Annotated in this window: 25 protein-coding genes; 12 read left to right on the top strand and 13 right to left on the bottom strand. The window is 45.7% G+C overall.

Annotated features, from left to right (window positions below; all coding sequences use genetic code 11):
• The first annotated feature begins 198 nt into the window (after nt 1-198).
• The 7 genes from KHO06_RS05715 to recR all read left to right on the top strand — a co-directional run bounded on the left by KHO06_RS05715 (nt 199) and on the right by recR (nt 6,058).
• Nucleotides 199-1,305 (top strand): response regulator, encoded by a 1,107-nt coding sequence (locus tag KHO06_RS05715; RefSeq protein ID WP_005432976.1) that lies wholly within the window; start codon nt 199-201, stop codon nt 1,303-1,305.
• A 240-nt stretch (nt 1,306-1,545) separates the two neighbouring features.
• A complete protein-coding gene (locus KHO06_RS26725; protein WP_005432936.1) occupies nt 1,546-1,677 on the top strand; it encodes a hypothetical protein in 132 nt (43 codons plus the stop codon).
• Between the two features lie 15 nt (nt 1,678-1,692).
• Nucleotides 1,693-2,097 carry a YbaN family protein gene (locus KHO06_RS05720; RefSeq protein WP_038891442.1) on the top strand — a complete coding sequence of 135 codons (405 nt, stop codon included), beginning with the start codon at nt 1,693-1,695 and terminating at the stop codon, nt 2,095-2,097.
• A 166-nt stretch (nt 2,098-2,263) separates the two neighbouring features.
• Nucleotides 2,264-2,809, top strand: a complete 546-nt coding sequence (apt, locus tag KHO06_RS05725) for an adenine phosphoribosyltransferase (protein ID WP_005432901.1) — start codon at nt 2,264-2,266, stop codon at nt 2,807-2,809.
• A gap of 8 nt (nt 2,810-2,817) precedes the next feature.
• Nucleotides 2,818-5,016 carry a DNA polymerase III subunit gamma/tau gene (dnaX, locus tag KHO06_RS05730; RefSeq protein WP_212582225.1) on the top strand — a complete coding sequence of 733 codons (2,199 nt, stop codon included), beginning with the start codon at nt 2,818-2,820 and terminating at the stop codon, nt 5,014-5,016.
• Between the two features lie 82 nt (nt 5,017-5,098).
• Entirely contained in the window at nt 5,099-5,428 is a 330-nt protein-coding gene (locus tag KHO06_RS05735) for a YbaB/EbfC family nucleoid-associated protein (RefSeq protein ID WP_005432961.1), read from the top strand.
• 30 nt (nt 5,429-5,458) lie between these two features.
• Nucleotides 5,459-6,058, top strand: a complete 600-nt coding sequence (recR, locus tag KHO06_RS05740; RefSeq protein WP_005432989.1) for a recombination mediator RecR — start codon at nt 5,459-5,461, stop codon at nt 6,056-6,058.
• Nucleotides 6,059-6,112: 54 nt separating this feature from the next.
• Here the strand turns inward: recR and aqpZ are convergent, their stop codons facing one another.
• Both aqpZ and KHO06_RS05750 read right to left on the bottom strand, forming a co-directional pair.
• Nucleotides 6,113-6,811, bottom strand: a complete 699-nt coding sequence (gene aqpZ, locus KHO06_RS05745) for an aquaporin Z (protein WP_005432982.1) — start codon at nt 6,809-6,811, stop codon at nt 6,113-6,115.
• 225 nt (nt 6,812-7,036) lie between these two features.
• Nucleotides 7,037-8,296, bottom strand: coding sequence for an amino acid permease (locus tag KHO06_RS05750; protein ID WP_050918965.1), 1,260 nt, complete (start codon nt 8,294-8,296; stop codon nt 7,037-7,039).
• 316 nt (nt 8,297-8,612) lie between these two features.
• Between KHO06_RS05750 and KHO06_RS05755 the strand changes: the two genes are divergently transcribed.
• From KHO06_RS05755 to KHO06_RS05765, 3 genes are read left to right on the top strand one after another with little or no spacing between them, the layout of a single operon-like run.
• Nucleotides 8,613-8,993: a RidA family protein gene (locus KHO06_RS05755; RefSeq protein WP_005432926.1), complete on the top strand. Its 381-nt coding sequence runs from the start codon at nt 8,613-8,615 to the stop codon at nt 8,991-8,993.
• 14 nt (nt 8,994-9,007) lie between these two features.
• Nucleotides 9,008-10,285 (top strand): L-serine ammonia-lyase, iron-sulfur-dependent, subunit alpha, encoded by a 1,278-nt coding sequence (locus KHO06_RS05760; protein WP_050909895.1) that lies wholly within the window; start codon nt 9,008-9,010, stop codon nt 10,283-10,285.
• Between the two features lie 28 nt (nt 10,286-10,313).
• Nucleotides 10,314-10,970 carry a PAS domain-containing protein gene (locus tag KHO06_RS05765; protein WP_012128590.1) on the top strand — a complete coding sequence of 219 codons (657 nt, stop codon included), beginning with the start codon at nt 10,314-10,316 and terminating at the stop codon, nt 10,968-10,970.
• Here the strand turns inward: KHO06_RS05765 and KHO06_RS05770 are convergent.
• Nucleotides 10,967-11,215 carry a YkgJ family cysteine cluster protein gene (locus KHO06_RS05770; protein ID WP_005432895.1) on the bottom strand — a complete coding sequence of 83 codons (249 nt, stop codon included), beginning with the start codon at nt 11,213-11,215 and terminating at the stop codon, nt 10,967-10,969. The two genes, KHO06_RS05765 and KHO06_RS05770, sit on opposite strands and share 4 nt — an antisense overlap.
• A 221-nt stretch (nt 11,216-11,436) precedes the next feature.
• Between KHO06_RS05770 and KHO06_RS05775 the strand changes: the two genes are divergently transcribed.
• Nucleotides 11,437-11,877 (top strand): YcgN family cysteine cluster protein, encoded by a 441-nt coding sequence (locus tag KHO06_RS05775; RefSeq protein ID WP_005432911.1) that lies wholly within the window; start codon nt 11,437-11,439, stop codon nt 11,875-11,877.
• A gap of 62 nt (nt 11,878-11,939) precedes the next feature.
• Here KHO06_RS05775 and KHO06_RS05780 read toward each other — a convergent pair whose 3' ends face one another.
• The 3 genes from KHO06_RS05780 to KHO06_RS05790 form a co-directional block, all read right to left on the bottom strand.
• Nucleotides 11,940-12,191 (bottom strand): GlsB/YeaQ/YmgE family stress response membrane protein, encoded by a 252-nt coding sequence (locus KHO06_RS05780; RefSeq protein WP_005432892.1) that lies wholly within the window; start codon nt 12,189-12,191, stop codon nt 11,940-11,942.
• 80 nt (nt 12,192-12,271) lie between these two features.
• Nucleotides 12,272-13,999: a transporter gene (locus KHO06_RS05785; RefSeq protein WP_212582226.1), complete on the bottom strand. Its 1,728-nt coding sequence runs from the start codon at nt 13,997-13,999 to the stop codon at nt 12,272-12,274.
• Nucleotides 14,000-14,074: 75 nt separating this feature from the next.
• Nucleotides 14,075-15,469, bottom strand: a complete 1,395-nt coding sequence (locus KHO06_RS05790) for a glutamate decarboxylase (RefSeq protein WP_012128575.1) — start codon at nt 15,467-15,469, stop codon at nt 14,075-14,077.
• Between the two features lie 369 nt (nt 15,470-15,838).
• On the opposite strand from KHO06_RS05790, the gene KHO06_RS05795 reads away from it, so the two are divergent.
• Complete coding sequence (locus KHO06_RS05795; protein ID WP_038891450.1) at nt 15,839-17,530, top strand: mechanosensitive ion channel family protein; 1,692 nt, start codon at nt 15,839-15,841, stop codon at nt 17,528-17,530.
• Between the two features lie 94 nt (nt 17,531-17,624).
• Here KHO06_RS05795 and KHO06_RS05800 read toward each other — a convergent pair whose 3' ends face one another.
• The 7 genes from KHO06_RS05800 to KHO06_RS05830 form a co-directional block, all read right to left on the bottom strand.
• Entirely contained in the window at nt 17,625-17,909 is a 285-nt protein-coding gene (locus tag KHO06_RS05800; protein ID WP_050909897.1) for a putative quinol monooxygenase, read from the bottom strand.
• 55 nt (nt 17,910-17,964) lie between these two features.
• Nucleotides 17,965-18,360, bottom strand: coding sequence for a VOC family protein (locus KHO06_RS05805; protein ID WP_045377359.1), 396 nt, complete (start codon nt 18,358-18,360; stop codon nt 17,965-17,967).
• A gap of 82 nt (nt 18,361-18,442) precedes the next feature.
• The gene (locus KHO06_RS05810) at nt 18,443-18,739 is read right to left on the bottom strand and encodes a ribbon-helix-helix domain-containing protein (RefSeq protein ID WP_005432964.1); all 297 of its coding nucleotides are present in this window, start codon (nt 18,737-18,739) and stop codon (nt 18,443-18,445) included.
• Between the two features lie 134 nt (nt 18,740-18,873).
• The gene (locus KHO06_RS05815; RefSeq protein WP_212582227.1) at nt 18,874-20,451 is read right to left on the bottom strand and encodes an alkaline phosphatase; all 1,578 of its coding nucleotides are present in this window, start codon (nt 20,449-20,451) and stop codon (nt 18,874-18,876) included.
• Nucleotides 20,452-20,625: 174 nt separating this feature from the next.
• Nucleotides 20,626-22,524 (bottom strand): BCCT family transporter, encoded by a 1,899-nt coding sequence (locus KHO06_RS05820; RefSeq protein ID WP_212582228.1) that lies wholly within the window; start codon nt 22,522-22,524, stop codon nt 20,626-20,628.
• Nucleotides 22,525-22,667: 143 nt separating this feature from the next.
• Entirely contained in the window at nt 22,668-23,027 is a 360-nt protein-coding gene (locus KHO06_RS05825) for a hypothetical protein (protein WP_005532640.1), read from the bottom strand.
• 195 nt (nt 23,028-23,222) lie between these two features.
• A complete protein-coding gene (locus KHO06_RS05830) occupies nt 23,223-24,185 on the bottom strand; it encodes a ChaN family lipoprotein (RefSeq protein WP_212582229.1) in 963 nt (320 codons plus the stop codon).
• Between the last annotated feature and the right edge of the window lie 5 nt (nt 24,186-24,190).

Consider the following 24,190-nt stretch of genomic DNA (forward strand, 5'->3'; position numbering starts at 1 on the left):
ATTTGAACACAGCATAGCGCTTTTAGTAAACACTGATAAACCATGGAATATTTGTATAAACGTCAATTTAAGGCTACGGTTTATAACAAGGTGAAAGGGCCTGACGTCTTGCTGCATAACGTTTTGTAAGATGTAAATACAACAAAAATAATAACGTAGAAATTTGTTTTTTGACTGAGCTTTGTGAGGTGCAAAGGTATGTTTAAGACTCACAGTCAAACGGCAATGGTCTCGGCGCAAGAAATGGTCAATCAAAAACTCATCATGTTGGTGGACGATGACCCGATATTTCGTAAAGTGACTAGTGCTTATTTGGAAAGTCAGGGTTTTAAGGTAGTCGAAGCTGAGAATGGCCTTGAGGCGCTTCAACAACTAAGGGAATGCCACCCAGATCTTGTCTTGTGTGACTTATCTATGCCCGTGTTAGACGGGATCGAATTTGTCGAGGAAGTTAGTCTAGAGTATCCGTCGATGCCATTAATCGTCGTTTCTGGGACTGATGAGATGTCAGACGTTGCGAAAGCATTGCGTTTCGGCATCAAAGACTTTTTACCAAAACCAATCGGAAACTATGAACATTTGTCTCAAGCGATAGAAAACACGCTTGAGGACTCAGACTGTCATTTTGCGGAGCAACGCGACTTTTCAAGTCAGTGGTTCCGTGTTGATGACGGTGGGGAAATGCCAGATGAACAAGAACTGCATTGGCATTTAGAGTATTTACAACAAAACCCAAATGCAGCGCGGGACTTGCTTCATGCTCTGCTCCCTGAGAAAGACACTTCGCAGGGTGATTGGAAGTGCTCGTATCGTTTACTTCAATCTACCGATGTCATGCCTTTGGTGTTTGATTATCGATGGTTGATGAACGGTCAATTCGCTTTCTACTTGGTGGATTCAGCTTCGTTAGACAAAGACGGTGTGGCGACTACGCTATTAGTTCGTGCGTTGTTCGATGATTACTTACGTAACTTAAAAAGCTTTAGCGCCGATCTGAAAGACATGGTTGAAATCATCGAAAAGGGCATTCAGTGCTCTGAGTGTGCGGGCGCAGTAGATGCCGTTTTTGGTATTGCGGATCTAGCCTCTGCCTCGGTTTCGATTCTGCCTGCGGGGCTTGATAGTCAGTGGTCTGATGGCCATGAAAATCAACACATAGCAGCTGCAAATAAACTTGGTGATGGAAGTTTGAAAAATTTCATTACAAGAGATTTGCCTCTGAAAACCAACGGGCAACTCTCTATCGGTTGTCTTGGTTCATCGAGCTTTAGTCTTAACATCATCCGATTAAACCGCCTGATGTAACTAGCAACCACAGCAGCTAATAATCACTGTAAAAAAGCAGCTTTTTGAAGCTGCTTTTTTATTGCCTGCCGCAACCATTTAGTGAGCGCATTTTTCTCAATAACCTTACTTTTTACTGGTGTTTAGTATTTGTTGTTTAAGGTATAGTCAGCGCTTAAAACAATAATGACCCATTTATGCAACGATAATTTAACGATGCGTAGGTGGGAGAAGTAAAGTCAACAAGTGAGAAGAAGCAACATGGCAGACAAAGATTTTAAAGAACCTTATAATATTTTTTACTTTCTAGGTTTCATTGCAGTCCTTTTGATCCCAACTTTACCTGCAACGCTAACTTGGATTCGCGTAATGAACGGTTACGCAGGTTTTTAATCGAACGATTGTCTACTGGAGTCCACTATTCGTATTAAGCGTTACTTTTTCAATATTGCTGGTGGACTCTGCATGATGCTCGGCATTGCCGGTATCGTCCTTCCTCTATTACCCACAACACCTTTTATTCTTCTCGCTAGCGCTTGCTTTATGCGTGGTAGCCCTGCGTTTCATCGTTGGTTGCATGATCACAACACATTTGGCCCTATGCTGGAGAATTGGCACAAAAACCGCGCTGTCACGCGCAAGGTAAAACAACGTGGTGCGTTCTTCATCGTGCTGAGTTTCACCGTTTCTATCATTGTTGCGCCCATTACTTGGGTGAAAATTGCGCTTTTAGTGATGCTAATCGTTTTACTGAGTTGGTTTATGCGCCTGCCTGTGACTGAGTTGGTTGCTGACAGGGAAGAAAATCACTAAGATTGTAGAGAATAGTGTGCCCGCTCTTCGAGTGGGCGTTTGTATTTTCAGCGTCTGTGACTTCGATTCAATTGAGCTCATAGCGGTGAAAACCTATTGTTTGTTGCCCTCATATATACTGCGATAAGAACAGAGGGTGATGAGCCAATCTAAGTAAATCGGTATTATGACTACAGAAACAATTTCACTGATCAGATCTAGCATCAAAAGCATTCAAGATTACCCAAAACCAGGCATTCTTTTCCGCGACGTAACTAGCCTTCTTGAAGACGCAAAAGCGTACCAAGCAACGATTAACCTATTGGTTGAGCGATACAAAGACATGGGCTTTACAAAAGTGGTTGGTACAGAAGCGCGTGGTTTCCTATTTGGTGCACCTCTAGCACTTGAACTCGGTGTTGGCTTTGTTCCTGTGCGTAAGCCAGGCAAATTGCCTCGCCCTACAATCGCTCAATCTTACGAGCTTGAGTACGGTGTTGATACGCTAGAAATTCATACTGATGCAATCGTAGAAGGCGATAAAGTATTGGTTGTTGACGATCTGCTAGCAACTGGCGGCACAATTGAAGCAACAACAAAACTGATCCGCCAATTAGGTGGTGAGGTAGAGCACGCTGCTTTCGTTATCAACCTACCAGAAATTGGTGGTGATAAGCGCCTAGAAGGTCTAGGTCTGAACGTATACAGCATTTGCGAGTTTGAAGGACACTAATACATTCAATGAGTTATTTAGCTTTAGCGCGAAAATGGCGTCCTAACAAGTTTGATCAAGTCGTCGGGCAGAACCATGTCCTGACGGCTCTAGAGAACGCGTTAGCGCAAAATCGCTTACACCATGCGTACCTATTTAGCGGTACGCGAGGCGTTGGTAAAACGTCGATTGGCCGACTGTTTGCTAAGGGCCTGAACTGTGAAACGGGGATTACTGCTAACCCTTGTGGTGAGTGTGATACCTGTCGTGAGATTGATGAAGGTCGCTTTGTTGACCTATTAGAGATCGATGCAGCTTCTCGTACTAAAGTTGAAGACACTCGTGAACTGTTAGACAACGTTCAATACAAACCTGCTCGTGGACGTTTTAAAGTGTACCTCATCGATGAGGTACACATGCTTTCGCGTCACTCTTTCAATGCGCTGTTAAAAACGCTTGAAGAGCCGCCAGAGTATGTGAAGTTCTTGTTGGCTACGACGGATCCACAAAAACTGCCAGTGACGATTTTGTCGCGCTGTTTGCAGTTCCACCTCAAGCCAATCAGTGTTGATGATATTCATCAGCAACTTGACCATATTCTGGAAAAAGAACAAGTTTCTGCAGAAGCAAGAGCACTTGGCATGATCTCGCACGCTGCAGATGGCAGTATGCGTGATGCACTTAGCCTTACTGACCAAGCTATCGCCCTAGGTAACGGTACGATTCAAACCGATATCGTGAGTCACATGCTTGGAACGATTGATACAGACCAAGCGATTCACTTGCTGGAATCGATCAGCAGTAAGCAACCTCAACAGGCGATGGACAAAATCCAGCAACTTGCATCAAACGGTGTGGAGTGGGATGGGCTGTTACAACAATTGGCATCGCAGCTTCATCGTGTCGCGATGTACCAAGCTCTGCCATCGACCTTGGGTCAGGCTCAACCTGATGCTGAAAAAATCGAATTACTGAGTAAAGCTCTAACGCCACAAGATGTTCAGCTTTACTACCAAATTGCTTTAAAAGGGCGTGAAGATCTGACGTTGTCACCTAATGGTCGCGTCGGCATGGAAATGATTGTATTGCGTATGATGGCATTCCGCCCATCAGCCAGTAACGGTGCAAACGTAATTTCGACGTCATCACAGCCACAAGTCGCGCCAGCTGCGAGTACGAGTCAGCCAAAAGCGGCTCCACAGCAGCCATCTCAACAGACATCATCGCAACAGCAACCAGTGTCTCAAGCGCCTGCACAGCAAATGCAAAGTCGCCCGATGACATCGGTACCGCAACAACAAGCCGTATCTCAGCCAACGAGCCAGCCAGCGGCCCATAATCCAGCTACGATGAATGAAGCGCCACAGTACCAACCTGAATATCAGGGTGGCTACGACATGGCTCCACAATATGATATGGCACCACCAATGAGTGAGAACCCTGCACCAACGCAGCAAGCTCCTCAACAGGCTCAGCCACAAGAAAGTGCCCCGGCACCAGCTCGCAGTAACTTGAGTGGCCTGCGTCACCAATTGCGTTCACAGCGTCAGGGGCAGCAACAGCAACAACAAGCACCTGGACAAAGTGGTGGTCCAAAAAAGTCTAACGCGACATCTGCACAAAAAGAATCGGTTATTGACCGTCTAGCGCAATTGCATGGCAATTCCGCGCAGGTGTCGCCTAAGTCTGCTCCTCAAGCTGAAAAACAAGCTCCAGAGGATGAAGCGTACCGTTGGCGACCAACCAAACCGGTTGAAAAGAAAGCCAATACGCAATTGACACCTACGCAGCTCAAGCAAGCGCTAGAGCACGAAAAGACGCCAGAAATGGCGCAAAAACTGGTTGATGAATCACTAGAGAAAAGCGAGTGGGCGAACCTGATTAGCAAGATGGATACGCCTAAGTTGGTTGAACAACTTGCATTAAACTCGCATTTCAACAAAGAAGGCTCGACAGTTTCGCTACAATTAAGAGGCAGTCAGGCACACTTGAACACCGACAGAGCGCAAAGTGAGCTGCACAGTGCACTAAACCATGTGTTGGGTGAAGAGTGTCACCTGAGTATTGATGTTAGCGAAAGTGGTGAGACGCCACTAGAGTTGAGAGATAGACTCTACCAAGAGAAATTACAGCAAGCGCTGAACAGTTTAGAAAACGATCCACACGTTCAGTTCATCGAACGTCGATTCGCTGCAGAGCTTGATAAAGATAGTGTACGCCCTATCTAAAAATTGAACGGAATGGGGTTGAAAACCCAAAGTGACAACCCCATTAACAGATGCAACACCTAATTAAACCAGAGAGATAAACATGTTTGGTAAAGGCGGTATGGGCAACCTAATGAAGCAAGCCCAGCAAATGCAAGATCGCATGCAAAAGCTTCAAGAAGAAATCGCGAATATGGAAGTAACTGGCGAGTCTGGTGCTGGTCTAGTTAAAGTTACAATCACTGGTAGTCACAGTGTGCGTCGTGTAGAAATCGATGAAAGTCTGATGGAAGACGACAAAGAGATGCTAGAAGATCTTATCGCTGCAGCATTCAACGATGCAGCACGTCGCGTTGAAGAAACTCAAAAAGAGAAAATGGCTTCAGTAACTGGCGGTATGCAACTACCACCAGGCATGAAAATGCCATTCTAATCTGCTGAATTCTAACTAAGCGGATTTTCAATGCGTACCAGTCATATGCTGGAACAATTGATGGAGGCCTTACGTTGTCTACCTGGGGTTGGCCCCAAGTCGGCGCAGCGTATGGCCTTTCATTTGTTACAGCGTGATAGAAAAGGCGGTCTGCAACTGGCAGATGCGCTGAGCCAAGCAATGACAGAAATTGGCCATTGCACCGAGTGTCGTACTTTCACTGAAGAAGAAGTTTGTCATATTTGTACTAACCCAAAACGCCAAGAAAATGGTCAGATTTGTGTGGTAGAAAGTCCGGCAGACATCGCAGCAGTAGAAGCAACGGGTCAATACTCGGGTCGATACTTTGTTCTGATGGGACATTTATCACCGCTGGACGGAATTGGTCCAAGTGATATTGGTCTAGATGTATTGGATTACCGTCTGCGCCGCGGAGATATCTCTGAGGTGATTCTCGCTACCAACCCAACGGTAGAAGGGGAAGCGACGGCTCATTACATCGCAGAACTTTGTAAAGAACACCAAGTGGAAGCAAGCCGCATTGCACACGGTGTACCAGTAGGCGGCGAGCTTGAGCTCGTGGACGGGACTACCTTGTCACACTCCCTTCTGGGTCGACACAAGATTTAATAAAAAAGCCGCTGAATTCAGCGGCTTTTTTTGATCTTGAGGTTCGAGAATCGATTAATCGTTTGATTCTGTACCAAGTAGATTTTTGTAGATAAGTGCACCTAGAATACCACCAACGATTGGTGCTACCCAGAATAGCCAAAGCTGAGAAACCGCCCAGTCGCCAACAAATACCGCAACACCAGTGCTACGCGCTGGGTTAACCGATGTGTTTGTCACAGGGATGCTGATTAGGTGAATCAGTGTCAAACATAGACCGATAGCGATAGGTGCAAAGCCTTGTGGTGCACGTTTGTCTGTCGCACCCATGATCACGATTAGGAACATCATCGTCATCACAACTTCAGTCACTAAAGCCGCAACCATTGAATATTGGCCTGGAGAATGTGCGCCGTAACCGTTCGCAGCAAAGCCAGAACCAACCACGTCAAAGCCCGCTTGACCCGTTGCGATTACGTAAAGTATGCCACCTGCAATCACACCACCAATCACTTGCGCGATGATGTAAGGCACTACGTCTTTAGTATCAAAGCGACCGCCGGCCCACAAACCGATGGTTACTGCTGGGTTTAGGTGACAACCTGAGATATGGCCAATTGCAAATGCCATAGTAAGAACGGTTAGACCGAAAGCAAGAGAAACGCCCAGTAGACCAATGCCTACATCTGGGAAACCAGCCGCTAATACTGCACTACCACAACCACCAAGTACTAACCAAAAAGTACCAAAAACCTCTGCCATGTATTTATTCATGTTGTTTCCTATATCGGATTTAGATTACCCGCTGAACATAGTAGAGAATTGTCAGAAAAGTGTGAGTTGAAGCACGGAAATTAACCTAAATATAGGTTTGGAGTGATTTTGTCTCAGATATGAAACGGAATGGGTAGGTAAATGAGTTAAAAGGAAAACCTCGGTCATCATCATAAAGATGGATAACCGAGGTGAGAGGAATTGTTCGACTAGTGATGCTAATCGTTAGCTAAATGCGATGAATGGTGAAATACAAAGTAGGATGCCCGTTGCGATGATCAGGTAAAGTGAAGCGCCTTTGTATTTATGTAAAGAAGGCACTTGGTATACCAAGTAAGCTGGGATTAAACAGCCGATCAAACCGAAGATAGGACTACATACCGAAGTGAAGCTCAACACCGGTAAGTTGAGCACGATTGCTCCCCAAGCCATTAGGATGGCAAATAAGATGATGCCTTTGGTGACGAGTTCGCGATTGATTTGTTCTTCTGGCATCACTTTTTTCAGCGCTAGCATGGCAAGGCCTTGGCAAGAGTCGCGGAAACCTAAGTACACACCGAAGAATGCCGTCATCACAGAGAAGATGTTTAGCATCAAGCTAAGAAGCTTCAAAGTTGTGCCGTCCATGCCTTGAGCAACCATCGCAAGCGCAGAGATGTTCTCGTTTGCTGCACGGACGGCTTGTTCATGAGACATCGCCAACGTGAAAGAAATCGCGTAGAAGAACACAGTCACAAACAAAATGCCAAAAGCGATATTCATGGCGCGCATCGCTTTAAAACGGGCAACTTCAATAGACTTCTCTTTTGAACGGTAAGAGATCACCATCGGGCTCAAGCTTTGGATAAACAAGATAGAAGTAAGGGTGAACGGCAGCAGTTCAATCGCATCTTTTAAGCCAGCACCAGCCGTTGGTACCGTACCGATATTAGCTAAATCCCACTTTTCTACCATCATGAAACCCAACAGGGCAACGGTACAAAGCTTAATTAGCACTAAGCCCGTACTGACTTTAAATAAGATCTTTTCGCCACGAGACGCGATCGCCACCAAAGCGCAAACCAATGCTAGACCATACAACGGGTTTTCCGACAACAGCCCCTCAGTGATACCAAAGCTGTGTAGGAAAGAGGCTGAGTCATTATTGATTGCTGTCGAGTATACGAATACCCAAATCACCAACATGATGAAGTAGAGTACGCCTAACAAAGCGCCCCATTTATTACCAAGGTAGCCTGAGATAACCCCCGCATAGTCTTGACACTTAGGAGAGGTGGAAAGCGTGTTAATAAATAGGCGTTGGAACAAGTACATCGCTGGATAACCAATCACCGCGGAGGCAAGAAATACCCATATACCAAGTACGCCCACTTTTACTGGAAGAAAAACAATACCAGCACCGATTGCCATGCCGATACTCATGATTACCCAGCCCCAGTCAGTGCTATCAAACTTAGTCGCCGCTTTCCATTCCGTGGCTGTCATTCCGGCTTTAACGTGAGGTGGTTCTTTAGTTATTGGAAGAGTTTGTGTAGGTACAGTAACGCTCATTGTCGTTTTCTCTTTGTTAGTATGAATTTTTCTCAAATCTATTTGAGAAAAAGATTAACAACAATTTTTTTGTGGAAAATTCAGATAAATTTGAGATCTCGGCAAAAATACTCAATAAAATCTGAATTTAGATCGATTTGTGTGATCTGTAGTGGTTGTTTTGCTCATGTATAGTTGAAAGAATAGCTTTGAAAAACGAAAGCGAAAGCTGAGTTTTACGACTAAAACTAAAAACTATGTGAGGATTAACATGAAAGAATTGATCGCTTCAGAGCACGCCCCTGCCGCAATTGGCCCATATTCACACGGTACCACTTACGGGGATTTGATTTTTACTTCTGGCCAGCTCCCAGTTGATAGCGCGACAGGTAAAGTAGTAGAGGGAGGGATTACTGCTCAGAGTCATCAATCTCTAACGAACTTAAAACATGTGCTTGAAGCTGGTAACGGCAGTTTAGATACGGTTTTAAAAACGACGTGTTACTTGGCAAACATTAGCGACTTTGCGGAATTCAACAAAGTGTATGCAGAATTTTTCCAAAAAGATTGCCCAGCACGAAGCTGCTTTGCGGTGAAAGATCTTCCGCTAGGTGTTTTGATTGAAGTTGAAGCGATTGCTAGTAAAAAGTAATACGGAGAAGAAGCATGAATCAGCAATGGAACCAATATATCCAAATCATTAAGCAAGTTGTAAAACCTGCCCTCGGATGTACAGAACCCATTGCTGCTGCATATGCGGCAGCAGTTGCAAAGCGTGAGCTTGGATGCCAAACCCCGGATACGATTGAAGTCCGTGTCTCAGATAACTTATTTAAAAACTCAATGGGGGTTTACGTTCCCGGTACCGGGAAAATTGGCCTTAAGATCGCGGCGTCAGTTGGCGCATTAGCGGGAGACCCAAACGCAGAACTGGAAGTGCTCGCTAAAATTAATCAAGACGATGTGACTGCTGCCCAGCAACTTATTGATGAAGAGCGAGTCAGTGTTGCTCGCATTGATACACAAGAATTTATCTTTTGCAGCGTGACCATGAGCGCTGGAGAAGACACAGTCTCGGTGACCATCAGCGGTGGGCACACTAACATCATTCAGATCACTCGAAATGGAGTGGTGACGTTTGATGCCCCGCAGCAGCAACGTGTTGCGACAGGATCGGTATGTGAAGGGGTTGATATCTCCATTAAGCAGATTTACGACTTTGCCCTTCAAGCGCCATTTGATGACATCAAATTCATTCTGCAAGCAGCGGAACTCAACTCTTCCTTAGCGCAAGAGGGTATTGACCGAGGTTACGGTTTAGAAATTGGCCGGACATTAAAAGGCAATATCGAACAAGGTTTACTTGGCAATGATCTGATGAGCAGAATCCAAATGATGACTTCTGCCGCATCAGATGCTCGAATGGGCGGCGCTACATTACCAGCCATGAGTAATTTCGGCAGTGGTAATCAAGGTATCGCGGCAACTATGCCAGTGGTGATTGCAGCTGAAGCCTTCCAAAGTAGTGAAGAGCAATTAGCAAGAGCTCTGATCATGAGCCATCTAGGCGCTATATACATAAAGTCTTACTACCCACCACTGTCTGCTTTTTGTGGCAACACGGTAACCAGTGCTGCAGCATCCATGGCGTTGGTATACCTAGCAGGTGGTTCGTTCGAGCAATCCTGTGATGCGATTCAAAACGTTATCAGTGATAGTTCGGGCATGGTGTGCGATGGCGCAAAATCCTCATGTGCGATGAAAGTCTGCACTTCTTCTACTACGGCAGTACGCTCATATTTGATGGCGATGGGTAACCACAGTGTGAAGAATCAAGGTATAGTAGGCGACGAAGTTGAACAAACAATAAGAAACGTAGGCTCTATGGTTAGGCTTGGTATGCCGTATACTGATAAATCTATTATCGATATCATGTCGGCCTAGCCTCAAAGTTTTTGCTAAGGGAAGTAAATTGCAGCTTAAGAAACTCACCAAAAGTGATTTAGATATTTTGAATTCAATGAAGAACGTTGTCGATGGCATTGCCCGTATGTACGGTGAGCATACTGAAGTCGTTCTTCACAGTCTTGATGCAGAAGCACCGGAAATCATCAAAATTGCCAATGGCCATATCACTGAACGTGGAGAAGGCGCGCCAATTACCAACTTAGCAAGAATGAAGCTACTTGAGGGCAAGGACGTTTCAGACTCGTATCTGACTAAAACGGCGAGCGGAAAGACCTTGCACTCGATCACCACTATCGTCCGCAACCCAAAAAACAAGCCGATTGGCCTGCTTTGTATTAACGTGGATATGGATGTGCCAATGCAAGACTTCTTGCGTTCCATCATGCCACCACAGCAGAACCCGTGTTGTACTGGGTCGCAATCCCCAGAAACGTTTGCTCGTAATATTGATGAGACCATCATTAGTACGATTGAAACGGTTCAATCAGAAGTGTGGTCGAACGAAGCAATTAGCCCATCTAAACGCAATCGAGAGCTAGTGACACGCTTACAAGGTTTGGGGATTTTCAAATACAAAGATGCGGTATTAATGGTGGCCAACCACCTAGGTATCTCGCGTGATACGATTTACCTCTACCTGAGAGAATTGGGTAACGATTAAGTGAGCAGTTCTAGCTCAGTAATGTTGCTCAAAGCTTCCTGATTGGTTTTGCCACACACGATCGGACACGGTTTGAATTCGTGGCAAACTTTTGGTCGCTCAGCTTTTCCGAATAGCTTGCATAGGTTGTCGTCATTCAATTGAACGCAACGTTCGCCCGCTGGTTTGCCATTTGGCATGCCAGGAATAGGGGAAGAGATACTCGGTGCAATGCAGCATGCCCCACAACCTAATCGACAATCCATCTAAAAGCCCTCGTAAAAATGAAGGGGGCATTATGGACATTTCTCGCCAGATTGGAAGAGGTGTGAGTAAATTCCTATCCACAAGATCACTTGGCTAAATACGAACAAATCTTACTCAATGCTCCTATCACTCCAGTAAGGCCGTAAAACTTGAATTTTGCCGTTCAGAGGGGTATAAAACGCACCCAATTCAATCCCATTCAGTAATAAGTAGTAAGCGTATGAGCACTCCATTTTGGCAAAGTAAATCGTTAGAGCACATGACAGAAGAAGAATGGGAATCGCTCTGTGATGGGTGTGGCAAGTGTTGTCTGCACAAGCTAATGGATGAAGATACGGATGAAATCTATTACACCAACGTGGCGTGTAGTTGGCTGAACAGCAAAACATGTTCGTGTAAAGACTACCCGAACCGTTTCACTTCAGGCGAAGAGTGCACCAAGCTGACGCGTGAAGATATTGATGACTTTACATGGCTGCCACACACTTGTGCATACCGCTTGTTGGCAGAAAACCAACCGCTGCCAGAGTGGCACCCATTAATCACTGGCTCTAAGTCTGCAATGCACGCAGCAGGAGAAAGTGTACGAAACAAAGTGGTGTATGAAATCGATGTGGTGGACTGGGAAGATCACATTTTGAATCACCCAAATCGCCCATAGCCGAACGTCAACAAGCCTTTCATTATGAAAGGCTTGTTTGTTTTTAAGGGACTGAAACTCGCTCAACCTTTAATAAAGCGGTTGTAGACAAACAATACAACGAAAGCACCTAACGTTGCGGTGATGATGCTGCCTATATTCACGCCGTCTGCAGCGCCAAGGCCAATAAAGCTTCCTAAGAAGCCACCAACGAAAGCGCCCACGATACCCAGTACCATAGTTGCAATCCAACCGCCGCCATCATTACCTGGCATCAACCATTTAGCTAATGCACCAGCAATCAAGCCTAGAATAATCCAAGATAGAAAGCCCATGATTTCTCCTTAATCTTTAATCAATTAGCGTTCAGTTCGCTTAAATGATAGTTCATTGTGGGTAATGTGCAGATTCTTCATTAACTAATGACCATTGCAATGTAGCCCAAAATCAACACTAAGACAGAAGTCAGGGCGTAAGGGACAGGGTAGCCGATGGCTGGCATATCACTTTGACTTGCATCTTGAGCCCCTTTCATTGCAGGAGTGCTGTTTCGGCCTCCAGCACAGGCGCCTGCCAAAATTGCCGGGTTCATTTTACGGAAGTACAAACCATACAACCAAGCCAACAACGGAGGCACCAAAGCGGCTGTCACACCAAGTAACGCTATTTTTATGACGATAATGCCTTGAAACGAGGCCAAGATTTTTGGACCTACTGTAGCGGCAAGCACAGCAACAAACAGGTTAAGACCAATATCTTGTAAGAAGCTTCTTGCGCCTTCGCTCATTGGTCCGCCAAAGGCAGGGTTTCGTGTTCGTAGGAAGGAGAACACAATACCAGTCAACATACAGCCTGCAGAGGTACCAAGTGCAAATGGAATTCCCGCTAACGTGACGCTAAAGTGACCGAAAATATAGCCAACAAGCAATGATAAGGCGAGATAAAAAGTCTCTGTCACCGTGCTCTCAACAATGGCAATACTGTTCAGTTGTGACGCGGTTTTTTCGACACACCATTTGGAACCAGCGATACGGATGACATCCCCAACTTCGACTTTGGTTTGAGGCAATAAAGGCTGCTGGTGGCCTTGTCGGAATATCGCTTTGAAATAAACACCAAAACCAACTTCAGCATGTAATTGAGCAATGGTTTTACCAGCATGCTCTGACTTACCGACATGGATGTCGGCGACTTCAATGTCGACATTTCTCGCACGCGGCTCATCAACCTCGTTCCCAATATCGGCCTCACCTTCCGCAATTAACACGCGATATTCACCGCGAATACCAATCACGTCATTAAGAGCTAGAGTTGGATTCTGTGAAGCGTCGATCACTTCATCGCCTCGTACGACTTTTAGGACCGCTGCGTCAGGGAAAGACTGGTACAGCTCCTGGACTGAACGCCCGACGAGTTCCTGATGTGTCACTTTATAGGCGCGAACATCAATTGGAAGGACGCCAACATCTGAAAATCCAAACGTACTTGGTAGCTTTTCATCGTCGTCGCCCGTCGAGAATTCCGCTTCGGCGTCTTTACCTGCTTGCACAGGGTCGATACCAAAAAGGGAAGGAAGGTACTTGATAAATAGGATAATGAGTACGGTCGATAAGACGTAGCTAATCGCGTAGCCTGCAGCAATGTTCGCACTAACATGGTCGATACTCATACCTTCTGGTGGCGTAAATGCCCCCGAGCTGATGGCTGATTGCGCGACCCCCATCACTGCCGTCACTGTGTAACTACCGGAGATGATTCCGGCGGCATATCCGGGCTCTAACCCCATCAGTTTGGCGCCGATGACCACGATTGCGAAATTGCTGAATACGACAATCAAGCCAATTACGACAAAGTCGATGCCACCGCGAGCCAACCCAGAGAAGAATTGAGGGCCAACTTTCATCCCGATGGCATACATAAACATCATTAGGAAGATGTCTGAGACCAGACCGGGTTCTTCAATTTTTAATCCATAGACAGAGAACGAAGTCAGCGCTAGAGCAACGCCCACCACCAATGTGCCTGCTGTGGTGCCTAAGCTCACCCCTTTAAAGGTCAATCGGCCAAGTGGGTAACCAATAGCGAGTGATAAAAACAGAAATACGAATGGGTTTTCGGACAAGTAACTAAAAAGAAAAGACATACTGTCACCTGTGATTTTAAACGTTAAAAAAGCAAGGAGCGCACGAGGCTCCCTGCTCTATGTGGAAGGGGACAATTAGCCGTGATTGAAGTTACTAGACTCGTCTGCATCGCTGCCGTTTACGACTGGATGCTTGTCGAAGAAGTCCACGCAGTGCTGCAAATCCGTGATCAGTAAGTCAGCCAAATCACGGCTGAAACCGTGACGGACTAAAATTCGCATGATGACCAAGTCTTCACGTTCCGCCGGCATCGCATACGCTGCGATCTGCCAACCACGAGACCGGATACGATCAGAAAGATCGTAAAGATTAAACCCTGGATTTGCCCCTTCTTTTATTGACCAACTCAGTGCAGGAATACCGCCGTGTCCATCATAGATAATGTGGAACATACCCATTTTCTCGATCTCTTGAGCAAGGTAACGAGCAGTGTCATAACAGGCTTCATGGATTTTGCGGTAACCCTCACGGCCAAGGCGAAGGAAGTTATAGTACTGAGCTACGATTTGCCCACCAGGACGAGAGAAGTTGAGGGCGAAGGTTGGCATGTTGCCACCAAGGTAGTTGACGTTGAAGATCAGGTCTTCGTGCAAAGCGTCCGCATCGCGCCATACAACCCATCCAACGCCAAGCGGTGAAAGACCAAACTTATGCCCAGATGCGTTGATCGATTTCACGCGAGGTAATCGGAAGTCCCAGACTAAATCAGGGTCGCAGAATGGAGCGAGAAACGCGCCGCTTGCACCATCCACGTGAATGGGGATATCTAAGCCTGTTTCTTCTTGGAGCCTATCCAGTGCATCATGCACCTCTTTTACAGGCTCGTATTGGCACGTAAAAGTCACACCAAGTGTTGGCACCACACCGATCGTATTTTCATCACAGCGCTTGATCACTTCCTCTGGTGTCATGATTAAGCGATCGCCTTGCATTGGTATTTCGCGTAATTCAATATCCCAATAGCGAGCAAACTTATGCCAACACACTTGTACTGGACCACAGATGAGATTAGGGCGGTCAGTCGGTTTGCCTTGCTTCTTCATTTTTTCGCGCCACGCCCACTTGAGCGCCATTCCGCCTAGCATGGCTGCTTCACTCGATCCTGTTGTCGAGCAACCCATTGGGTTTTCTGCATGAGGAGCATGCCAAAGGTCAGCCAACATGTGCACACAACGAGACTCAATCTCTGCTGTTTGTGGATACTCATCTTTATCGATCATGTTTTTATCGATGCACTCGTCCATCAGCTTATGAACTTCGTCTTCCGCCCAGGTCTGGCAGAACGTCGCTAGGTTTTGGCGGGAGTTTCCATCTAGCATGAGTTCATCGTGGACGACTTGATAAGCGTGAGAGGCCGCATGCTCGTTTTCAGGAATGCGATACTTGGGCATCACAATAGAGAGATCTTTAGAACAGTAGACGTCGTCGAGAATAGAGCCTTTCAAGGCCGATTTTTTATGGAGTGGCATCTTCTAATCCTTTATCTTATTGAATTTGTTGTTTTTATTGTTAGTTCTATTGGTTGGTCGACTAACAACGCCGGCAGCAAAATAGATATAGCAGGCATTTATAAAATAGCCTTATTTATGTGTCAGGATGCGTATTGCTGGCGATGTTTTGTTCGGTTTTGTGTCCTAAAGAACAGATATCGTAAAAGTATGGTGTTTGGTGTTAGAAAAAGGTTGCTATAAAGGTGCTTTTATGAAGAGTGAGGCATGTTATTTAAAGAAGGCGCTCTAATTTATGTTCAGTGTTGTAAACTTAGAGCATATAATTTCAAGGCTTTATATCCCGATTCTTGATCGCTTAGATCGAGTAGTGTCTCTTACGAGGTAAAAATGACGTTACTATCTCCCCTAAAAGTGCGTTTTACACCGCTGGTGGTTTTATTTACGGTGTTGGCGTTAACGATGAGCTCTTTCATTGTGCGTGCGACAGAAAGTTCGGAAGCGCCTGCTGAGGCTCCAACAGTGTCTGCTGCTGAACAAGCGATTGATAATATCAATAAAGATATCATTGACTTATCTGAAACGTTAAAACTAGCCAGTGGTGACGAGCGTGACGCGCTTCAGCTTCAACTGTTTCAAAAAAATGAAGAGCTGAGAAGCCGCCTTTCAACCGCGATCAGTAATAAATCGATTCCTCATGAGCAGCTTATTAAGTTAGTACAAACTCAAGAGAAGTACTCAGAAGGCGCTGTCGCGTACCTTGATGACAAGATCAAAACGCTGAACGGTGAGCTTAATTCTGCAAAAGACGAAGATAAGCTTTCACTGGTTAACGAGTACCGTGAACTTCAGCAATACCTTGATGTGAGTTACGAGTCGAGCTGGCAAAACCTGAATTGGTTGAAGATGCTGGGCGTGCAAGATGAAGATGCGGACGTTGACTTTAAAGACAGCGTTGATAAGCGCATGCGTCTGCTATCTGCATCGATTCAATACTTAAAGCAGCAAAGTGAGATCATCAGTTCACAAGTTTCTTCTAGTCCAGAGTCAGAAAAAGCGTCGTTGCAACTGAGCCAACTGATTCTTAAGCAGCGTCTAAACATTGCCACTGACAGCCTACGTACGCTGATTTCAATTGGCGATAAAGTAGGTATTGAGACGTCTGAATACAAACGTCAGATCTTTGAGGTGACAGGTAGCATCACTCATGACTTGCTCAATACAAAAGTCATTCTGTCTATCCTAAGTCATTGGTCAAATTCAGCCGTCGACTGGTTTGCAGAAAATGCTCCGCAGCACATCTTCCAGCTGTTTGTGTTTGCTCTGATTCTTTTGATCGCCCGCGCTTTAGCGAAATTAACCCGCAAAGTGGTGAGTAAGACGGTTGCATCGAAGAACCTAAAAATGTCGCATTTGATGCAAGACTTCTTTATCTCGATGTCGGGTAAAGCAGTGTGGATCATCGGTATCATGGTTGGCCTGTCACAAATCGGTCTTAACCTTGCTCCAATCCTTACCGGTTTCGGTATTGCCGGTGTGATCATCGGTTTTGCATTACAAGATACGCTATCGAACTTTGCTGCGGGTATGATGCTGCTTATTTACCGTCCATTCGATGTCGGTGATTTTGTTTATGCGGGTGGTGTCGATGGTAAAGTTAGCCACATGAGCTTGGTAAACACTACAATCCGAACGTTCGACAACCAAATCATCATCGTGCCAAATAGCAAGATCTGGGGTGATGTGATCAAGAACGTGACGCACGAGCGTATTCGTCGTGTTGATATGGTATTTGGTATTGGTTACGCGGATGACCTGTTAAAAGCTGAAGAAGTGTTGAACGATATTCTTACTTCACACCCATCAGTACTACGTTCACCAGAGCCAAACATTAAGGTGCACACGCTAAATACTTCATCAGTGGACTTTATTGTTCGTCCTTGGGTGAAGACTGACGATTACTGGGATGTGTATTGGGATGTGACTAAAGAAGTGAAACTGCGTTTCGATCGCGAAGGCATTTCGATTCCGTTCCCACAACAAGATGTGCATCTGCATATGGTAGAAAAGAAAGAGGCGTAAGCTTTTTCTGTTACCTATCCAATAAATCTTACCAACAAATAAGGCGCTCAACATGAGCGCCTTTTTTTATTGGTTTATTGATAGGGCTTCGAGATTAGATCTCGTTGAAGAAAGTGATCGTAGGTTCACAGACAAGCAAGCCATCAATCTCAGCCAGAAGCGATTGAAAATGTGCCGTGTTGCAATGTGCGTCAAACGCAGCTTGGTCTGCAAACTGCTCTTGGAACAAGAATTGGCTTGGATCGTTTTTGTTTTGGAACAATTGGTAGCGTAGGCAGCCGGTCTCGTTTCGAGTCGGTTCTAGCATGGCTTCTAGCGCTTGCTTAAGTTGTGTGATGGTGTCTGTTTTTGCGTGAAATGCAGCAGTTAAATGAATCATAGTTGTATTTACTTCTTTGTTGTTATGGAAGGTATCTTTATGACTGATACCGTTACTAAAGGTACCGACCTTGACGCTGCAAGAACTCAATCTTGTAGCCGTCCGGATCAGTAATGAAGAAAAATGTCGCTAAGTGTCTTTCCTGATGATCAAAGACTTTGATGTCACTGGCTTCAATACCCAGCGAGGTGAGGCGTCGGTGAGTTGCGGCAATGTCTTCTACGCTGACAGCAAGATGGCCATAGCCATTGCCGTGTGTGTAAGGCTCGCTTTGATCGTGATTATGGGTGAGCTCTAGCTCGAAGTCCGTTTCAGGATTGGCTAGATAAGTAAGAGAAAAGCCGTCGAATACGTATTGGTCTTTGATTTCTAGCTCAAGTGCGTCGCGGTAAAACTTAAGGGAACGCTCCAGATCGCTTACGCGGATCATGGTATGAATCATTTTTGTCATGAGTACTCCTTAATATTGCGCTAAGACTAATCAGTTTTAGCGCGCAATAGGTAGTACTCGGGTACGACAATAAAATCAGGGCTTAGCTGAGCTCGTTAAGGGCTTGAGAAAGGGTCGCTTGTGGCTGACGCGCGTAAGTAAGGCAAGCACAGCGTAGTAGTGATGCGAAGTTATTGACTTCACCATTGTGTTCTAACGCTTCTTGGTAAACCGTACTGATAAACTTAGGCACTGTCATATCTTGAGCAGAAGCAATTTCTTCAAGAATTAGCCAAAAGCTCGATTCTAATTTGACGCTGGTGGAATGGCCATCAATGCGGATAGATCGGGTGATAAATTGATAATTTTCCTGAGGTTGTTTAGCAAATATTTCGCACATGTGATGTTGTTTGTTTTATAAATGACTTGCAGATATTGGCGTTTGAGACGCAGAGCGTCAACTATTTTGAGTATAAAAAACGCCCTCAAATGAGGGCGTGAAAGTGCACCAGTATAGTCAGTGCGGAGCATGGATTAGTTGATTTGCTTGATAAGGTATTCGCCAAGTTGCGAGTGATGCATGATTTTTGAAACTGGTAGAATGGTATCAGCAGGCCCCCATGCGAAGACGTTCACAGGCGTATGGGTGTGCGTTCCTGTGCCCCAAACGGTGTTTTGTTTGGTTGCCTGTTCACGCGCTAGTAAATTGCCTCTGTCGTTGTATGGGAAGAAGGCATCAAAGTCGTTAATGGCAGGAACATTCTCTTCACTCAAGTATTTGTGGCTCGCTAAACGGTAAGGGTTTGGTTTGCTGGCCAATACGCGTTCTGCTTGTTCTGCTGTGATCGAAAAGTCGCTGTTGGCGTTCACAATTTCAGCCAGCTTTTCTGGGGTTTGTTTCGCTTTATCAAGCTTTTGGAACTCACTGATCATACCGTAGTAGCTTTGCTTTTGATTGTAGAGGCCATCCAGAATATCAAATTTACCGAAGTTGAAATTTGGTGCGAAATCGCGTTTGGCAAATGCTTCTCCGCTGCGTTTCTCTGGCTTCGGCACATCAGATGAGGAATAGCTAAAGCCAAAAGAGCCGGTTTCATGATCGGCGGTGACGATCACAAGAGTATCTTCGCGGCCTTTTGCCCATTCATAAACAGAATTTACCGCTTCATCGAATTTGATCAGTTCATGCAGCATGGTACCCGCATCATTGCTGTGGCCAGCCCAGTCAATCTGTCCACCTTCAACCATTAGGAAGAAGCCGTCTTTGTCTTTTGAAAGCACATCTAACGCTTTCTCGGTCATCTCTTTGAGAGAAGGTTGGGTGCGCTTTGGATCGCCTTTGCTTTGGCTGTAAGTGATGCCATCATTCATTCCAGAGTAGGCAAATAGGCCTAGGACTTTGTCGCCCTTCGCCTCTTCAAGCATATTTCGGTTGAACGCTAAGCTATACCCTTGTTGTTGAGCTTCAGTCAGCAGGTTACGCTCATCTTTACGCTTTGATTTTAGGTAAACATCACCTTGAGTGAGTTGCTCAAGTTGCTTGTATGTATCGCCTTTGTCGTTGGTTGACTTTGGAATCCAATGACGAAGGCCACCAGATAGCATCACATCGACGCCAGTTTCTAGCATGTCTACAGCGATGCTGTTTTCGAGTGAACGATGTGGTTGGTGCGAGGCAAAAGCTGCAGGTGTCGCGTGCGTCATTCGGGTGTCTGATACTAAGCCAGTCGCTTTCCCTTTTGCTTTCGCTTTTTCCAAAATAGTTTCAACATGGTTGCCTTGGCTGTCGATACCAATCACTTCAGAAGCCGTTGGAATGCCTGTCGCTAACATTGTCGCAGAGCAGGCTGAATCGACAACAATCGCGTCTTCAGGGTTTGTCAAAGAGGAACCGATCACACCTTCTTGTGCCAGCTTATATATCGCGGTGGTTTCACCTTTGTAAATTGAGTGCGGCGCATGGTTCGCGTAGGTTTCTAGCAGGCCAACTTGTTGTGGGCCCATGCCATCGCCAATCATTAAAATAACGTTTTTGATTTCTGCCGATAGGGCATTGAAAGAGAGCGTCGAAGCCGCCACTGCGGTTACGATTGGGGTCACTAAGTGCTTCATTGTATATTCCTTATTTATAAAAGCGGTCGCATTAAAACAAGGATTTATGACGGAAATACTACAGTCATAAAAGATTCATATGAAAGCCATGGTTCTGCTCTAAGCCTAATACAAAAAAAGCTCACCGAAGTGAGCTTTGAACTAGGTTTAGGAGTTGAAAGTCATGAGCTAAAGTTACACCGCGTACGCAGTACTTTGGGCCACGATTTGATTAAACTCGGCTCTAGACTGCTGAGCAGTTTCGGATAACTCGAGTTTTCTTTCTTTTGCTTTTACCACGTTATCCAGTAGGTTTTGCAACTCCTCTTGCATCTCCTGAGGTAAGTGATGGTCTGCAAAATCGTTGTCGTCGCTGTGCTCAAGAGCAAAAGCGCGAATACGTTTACGAAGCTTCATCAACTCAGCCAGTGCGTCACGTTCATCTTCTGCTGCTTCTTGGGCTGCATCACGCGCACGCTCAAACCTTGCCATCGCCATCCCTTCGGTTGACCAAGGATCGAACTCTGGCAGTTCTTCGATGTTGATGGTTGGCTCTACATAATCTTCTTGATGACGAATGTCCAACGTTGTGGCACGAACGGCTGACACCATCAACATGATGGAAATACCAAGCAATGGCAAACCACCAACGATCGCTGCGGTTTGTAAGGTGCTTAGGCCGCCCATGAACATGAGTACTGTCGGTAGGAAAGACAGCGTAAATGCCCAGAACATGCGGTTCCAGCGCATCGGTTCTTCGGTCACGTTATTTTGTACCACAGACGCAAGAATGTAAGAGATTGAGTCGAATGTGGTTGCGGTAAAGATAATACAAAGCAATGTAAAGACCGCGATGACCAAGTAGCTCATTGGCAGTGCATTAAGCATTGAGAAGATGGCAGCGGTTGCCCCTTCAGCATTCAAGATGCCAACGACGTCCAATTCCCCTGATAGCTGCAGAGACAAGCCATAGTTGCCCAGAATCATGAAGAATAGGAAACAACCTAGAGAGCCGAAGAAGATGGAGCCAGAGACCATTTGTTTGATTGTGCGCCCGCGAGAGATACGCGCTACAAATAGACCCATACTTGGCGCGAACACGAGCCACCATGCCCAGTAGAAAATCGTCCAATCCTGTGGGAAGTGGGTGTTGTCGAACGTACCGTATCCGCCGAATGGTTCCGCCCATGTTGCCATCACAAAGAAGTTCGACAGCATACGACCAATCGAGTCTAAGCCCGTTTCAAGCATGAAGATGGTCGGGCCAACGGCAAGTACAAAGGCAAGCAATCCCATTGCACCCCAGAAGTTAATGTTACTGAGAACTTTAATGCCTTTTTCCATACCCGCGTAAGAGGAGTAAGCAAAAATCGCCGTACAGATAAGCAGTACCAGTACTTGGCTGTAGGTGTTCTTAGGCATGCCAAACAAGTAATGTAGGCCTTCACCAATCAGAGGTGCTGCCAAGCCCAAGCTGGTCGCCGCGCCGCCAAGTAGACCAAAGATAAATAGTACATCAACAATTTTACCTGCTGAACCTTTACTGCGCTCTTCACCAAGGACGGGCATCAAGGCACTGGATACTTTCAGTACAGGCTGTTTACGTACGTAGAAGAAGTACGCAATCGGTAGAGCAGGAATCAGGTAGATAGACCAAGCAATTGGTCCCCAGTGAAAAAGACCGTAGGTTGCAGCCCAACGGACCGCCTCTTCGCTGCCAGGCTCAAGCTGGAAAGGAGGTGATTGGTAGTAGTAAGCCCATTCGATACAGCCCCAATAAAGGATGCTGGCACCGATACCGCCACAGAAAAGCATGGCCGCCCATGATGCGGTGGTAAATTCTGGTTTTTCGTCTGGATCACCTAGCTTGATTTGCCCCATGTCGCTGAACACAACGTAAATCATGAAGATAAAGGCAGCAAGGCCAAGTGCAAGGTAGAGGAAACCGAGCTTGTCGGTCATAAAGGTCTTAGCAACCGCAATCCATTCTGCACCTTCTGTTGGAAACAAAATTAGAGGGAAAACAATAGAAAGGAGAAGCGCAATTGCGCCAAAAAAAGTGGGTTTGTCTATAAGAGAAAATGCGTTTTTCACAGTTCATCATCCGTTAATGAATAGTGATCCATTATGGACTTGGATAAAAAACGCGTTCAAATGAGGTTCGTTGTCGTAACGAAAGAAACTCTTGTTTAATCAATTGATTATTGGTTGAATTTTAAACTCATGTCGCACAAAAGCTAGACTAGAGCCAAGATGATTCCACCCACAGTCAACGCCGCTGAAAGGTATTGGCCAGCAGAGTATGAGCCATCTTCCTCTTCTTCAATGGTGTCAGGGTGATCCATCCCCAATGCTCCATGAGCAAAAGACTCTACTTGGTCACCGACGGTTTTATTTTCCGCTTCGACTTTTTTACTTTCGTGATCGATTTGCTTTAGCGCCGCAAGCAACGCTTTTCCTTCTGAGGAGAGCGTGACTTTGTTTTGCTCCACTTTTAATGGGGCTGCGTCGGCAACGTTTTCTGCCGTTTTGGCTTGGTCTACTTTGTTTTGCTGCGCCGCGTATGTATTGACTGAATTGCTTCCTACTGGATTCATCTGTTACCCCTTCGAACAACGACACTCGCTCATTGAGTGCAGGTAAAAAGCAGTTATCTTTATATCGACGGCGACAGACATTTCTTGAATCAATCAAATCAAAATTAGGTCTGTTTTTGCCGCTTCCTATGTATAAACAAAGTTGCTAGCAAAAAGCAGACCTATTTTTCTTCATCCTTTGTCAGACGATTCTGATCACTTACATTGTAGATCGCTGTTACGTGGCGCTAAGTGTTTGTACGCAGCCATGCGATTTGCGTCTTGTACATAGCGCACGGGCGGTTCGAGCACCTCAAGCTGATAATCGGAGCCATCTAAAGTGATTTTTGCCGTTGGGGTAATCACCAGCACTTTTAAGCTTGGATTGCGATTCAAGATAGAAGCTGCTGTGCCTAAGCCACCTTCAGTATGGAATTTTCCGGCAACGTGAACCACTTGAGTACCTGGATGCTTTTCCAAGTATTTGACGATGGATTCCGCCATGGTTTCATCCCATGTTACCTGAGCTGCGTATTGTTTTTCGGTCTGCTCAGGCTTGCCATGGTGCATAGATGCCATGAACTTTTCTTTGTACGGGCTGTTCGCAGTGTTGACGTCATCTGCAACAAAACTGCGCTCATCGCTATCGAGTTTATCTAGGTAATCGACACCTTGGCGGCCAATACAACGCACAATGTTTTTCGGTGCGTTTGAGGCGATGACTGGAATTTCAGCCTGCTTAGCAAACTCAACTAATGGGCGGTAATCACTTTCATAATTTGGCCATGCATTACTTTGTTTCATGAAGTACTGCTCACCAATTTCACCGTTTAAGTAGGCATCTAATATCGCTTGCTTGTCACGTGTCACTTGCTCCATTGAAAGGGCAAGAGGGCGATTCGCAGAAGATAACTGTTTTAACATGTCGGTCTGAAAACGGTGGATGCCAGCGTGCGTGTGCCATTCACCAATCAGAATTACATCGGCTTGTTGTATCTCGGGCGTTAATTGATTAACTGAGATAGCTTCACCAGAAGGGGCATGAAGTTGGTAGTCATAGAAACTGGTCACGTTGTCAGCAACAGCGTTGGGAGCAACAGCGTTGGGAGCGGTCGGTGCGTTTGACGCACAACCTGTCAGTAAGCCCGTAAAAATCAGGCCTAGGGTAGAAAAGCGCATTAAAA

The sequence above is a fragment of the Vibrio sp. B1FIG11 genome (assembly GCF_905175335.1).
Taxonomy (GTDB): domain Bacteria; phylum Pseudomonadota; class Gammaproteobacteria; order Enterobacterales; family Vibrionaceae; genus Vibrio; species Vibrio campbellii.

Coding starts and splice junctions, on each gene's coding strand:
- KHO06_RS05715 (WP_005432976.1), top strand. CDS start 199: ATGTTTAAGACTCACAGTCAAACGGCAATGGTCTCGGCGCAAGAAATG.
- KHO06_RS05750 (WP_050918965.1), bottom strand. CDS start 8,296: ATGACAGCCACGGAATGGAAAGCGGCGACTAAGTTTGATAGCACTGAC.
- KHO06_RS05775 (WP_005432911.1), top strand. CDS start 11,437: ATGAGCACTCCATTTTGGCAAAGTAAATCGTTAGAGCACATGACAGAA.
- recR (WP_005432989.1), top strand. CDS start 5,459: ATGCGTACCAGTCATATGCTGGAACAATTGATGGAGGCCTTACGTTGT.
- KHO06_RS05810 (WP_005432964.1), bottom strand. CDS start 18,739: ATGTGCGAAATATTTGCTAAACAACCTCAGGAAAATTATCAATTTATC.
- dnaX (WP_212582225.1), top strand. CDS start 2,818: ATGAGTTATTTAGCTTTAGCGCGAAAATGGCGTCCTAACAAGTTTGAT.
- KHO06_RS05760 (WP_050909895.1), top strand. CDS start 9,008: ATGAATCAGCAATGGAACCAATATATCCAAATCATTAAGCAAGTTGTA.
- aqpZ (WP_005432982.1), bottom strand. CDS start 6,811: ATGAATAAATACATGGCAGAGGTTTTTGGTACTTTTTGGTTAGTACTT.
- KHO06_RS05790 (WP_012128575.1), bottom strand. CDS start 15,469: ATGCCACTCCATAAAAAATCGGCCTTGAAAGGCTCTATTCTCGACGAC.
- KHO06_RS05805 (WP_045377359.1), bottom strand. CDS start 18,360: ATGACAAAAATGATTCATACCATGATCCGCGTAAGCGATCTGGAGCGT.
- apt (WP_005432901.1), top strand. CDS start 2,264: ATGACTACAGAAACAATTTCACTGATCAGATCTAGCATCAAAAGCATT.
- KHO06_RS05770 (WP_005432895.1), bottom strand. CDS start 11,215: ATGGATTGTCGATTAGGTTGTGGGGCATGCTGCATTGCACCGAGTATC.
- KHO06_RS05785 (WP_212582226.1), bottom strand. CDS start 13,999: ATGTCTTTTCTTTTTAGTTACTTGTCCGAAAACCCATTCGTATTTCTG.
- KHO06_RS05830 (WP_212582229.1), bottom strand. CDS start 24,185: ATGCGCTTTTCTACCCTAGGCCTGATTTTTACGGGCTTACTGACAGGT.
- KHO06_RS05780 (WP_005432892.1), bottom strand. CDS start 12,191: ATGGGCTTTCTATCTTGGATTATTCTAGGCTTGATTGCTGGTGCATTA.
- KHO06_RS05825 (WP_005532640.1), bottom strand. CDS start 23,027: ATGAATCCAGTAGGAAGCAATTCAGTCAATACATACGCGGCGCAGCAA.
- KHO06_RS05735 (WP_005432961.1), top strand. CDS start 5,099: ATGTTTGGTAAAGGCGGTATGGGCAACCTAATGAAGCAAGCCCAGCAA.
- KHO06_RS05815 (WP_212582227.1), bottom strand. CDS start 20,451: ATGAAGCACTTAGTGACCCCAATCGTAACCGCAGTGGCGGCTTCGACG.
- KHO06_RS05755 (WP_005432926.1), top strand. CDS start 8,613: ATGAAAGAATTGATCGCTTCAGAGCACGCCCCTGCCGCAATTGGCCCA.
- KHO06_RS05795 (WP_038891450.1), top strand. CDS start 15,839: ATGACGTTACTATCTCCCCTAAAAGTGCGTTTTACACCGCTGGTGGTT.
- KHO06_RS26725 (WP_005432936.1), top strand. CDS start 1,546: ATGGCAGACAAAGATTTTAAAGAACCTTATAATATTTTTTACTTTCTA.
- KHO06_RS05800 (WP_050909897.1), bottom strand. CDS start 17,909: ATGATTCATTTAACTGCTGCATTTCACGCAAAAACAGACACCATCACA.